Origin of the sequence: Pseudomonas sp. GW456-12-10-14-LB2, from assembly GCF_002884345.1 — a bacterium.
In the GTDB taxonomy this organism is placed as follows: Bacteria; Pseudomonadota; Gammaproteobacteria; order Pseudomonadales; family Pseudomonadaceae; genus Aquipseudomonas; species Aquipseudomonas paraglycinae.
In genome coordinates this window covers 1-1,497 of the sequence record NZ_POHV01000085.1, presented here as the reverse complement: position 1 = coordinate 1,497, position 1,497 = coordinate 1, and the positions used below count along the sequence as shown (strand labels likewise).

The following is a 1,497-nucleotide window of genomic DNA, read 5'->3' as shown; positions in this document are numbered from 1 at the left end:
AAATAAATCTGAGAATCATCTGGCCGGCCTCCCCACCTCACGGAGGTGGCGCAAAATTCAAGGTGCGAACTTAGTCTTTTGCGTAGGAGGCCGTGATGAAATTCTGTGGCATAGACCTGCATTCGAACAACAGTGTTGTGGTGGTTACCGACGAAACGGATCGGGTACTGCTCAGTCGACGCTGTCCCAACCAGCTAACGCCAATCCTTTCGCTGCTCGAGCCTCACCGTGCTGAACTGGTTGGCGTCGTGGTTGAGTCCACCTACAACTGGTATTGGTTGGTCGATGGCCTCAAGGCAGCGGGCTTTGAGGTGAAGCTGGCCCATCCCGTGGCGATGAAACGCTACGACGGTTTGAAGCATTCTGACGACAAGGATGATGCGACTTTCCTGGCTCATTTGCTGCGACTCGGGATTTTACCGACCGGATATATCCATCCGCCGCAAGAACGTGCGCTGCGAGATTTGGCACGCAAACGTATTCAACTGGTACGCAGCCGGACTCAGCACATTCTGTCCGTCGAGAACATCATGGCGCGCCAGTTTGGCCAGCGGTTGAGCTGCAATGAAGTCAAAGGGCTGTCAGCCACATCCGTCGACAGGCTGGGCCTGCCGACGGATGTGGCTCTGGCAATGAAAGCGAATGTCGCCATTGTTCAGGCATTGCAGATCCAGATTGATTTTCTTGAAGAGCGATTACTGCACGAAGCCTATTTGCGCCCGGAGTTTTCTTTGTTGAAAACGATGCCCGGAATTGGCGAAGTGCTGGCCACGGTCATCATGCTGGAAACCGGAAATATTGAGCGCTTTGCCGACGTAGGCCACTTCGCCTCTTACGCTCGCTGCGTAAAAAGTGCGCATTACTCCAACGGCAAAAAGAAAGGTGAAGGCAACGCCAAGAACGGCAACGCTTATTTGATCTGGGCTTATATCGAAGCGGCTAATTTCGCCCGGCGCTTCAGCGAGGATGCCAAACGCTTTTTCGAGAAGAAGAAAGCCAAGACCAATGCCGTGGTCGCTACCAAGGCACTGGCACACAAGCTGGCGCGAGCGAGTTATCACATCCTGAAGGAGAAACAGCCTTTTGATGCCAGACGCTGTTTCGCCTGAGGGGCGAATGAGGTGATGGTTGGCCAACCAAAAAGGGACTGGGCTCGAACCACTAAATCTGAGTGGCGACCGACCATCACCGCCTGAGTGTGTTGTAACCGGGTCGTCTGCCAGGTGAGCCAGCTGGGACTGGACGTGTGTTTTGCACGAGCCACAGTTCTGTGACACGTTTTGGACGCATTGGCAGCACCAACGTTTCTCTGGGGCAGTTAACTGCCAGGGCGGTGCTGGTCGTATCGCAACCGCTTGATCCAAATGGGTGTCTGGCACGACTCGTTCGTAGCCAATGAAGAGGAAACGGGTTCGACGGGTTCAACCGATCAGGTTGAGTTGGAGAGCAAACCCTGCAGTTGAAAACTGCAGGGCGCGGTGGCTTTTAACCTTGACT

Annotated in this window: 1 protein-coding gene; it reads left to right on the top strand. The window is 54.2% G+C overall.

The features are described 5' to 3' along the window. Positions 1 to 95: 95 nt before the first annotated feature. Positions 96 to 1,109 carry an IS110 family transposase gene (locus tag C1X29_RS28170; RefSeq protein WP_102718952.1) on the top strand — a complete coding sequence of 338 codons (1,014 nt, stop codon included), beginning with the start codon at positions 96 to 98 and terminating at the stop codon, positions 1,107 to 1,109. Positions 1,110 to 1,497: the final 388 nt, after the last annotated feature.

Excerpts from the sequence above, each read along its gene's own strand:
- C1X29_RS28170 (WP_102718952.1), top strand. The coding sequence starts at position 96 with ATGAAATTCTGTGGCATAGACCTGCATTCGAACAACAGTGTTGTGGTG.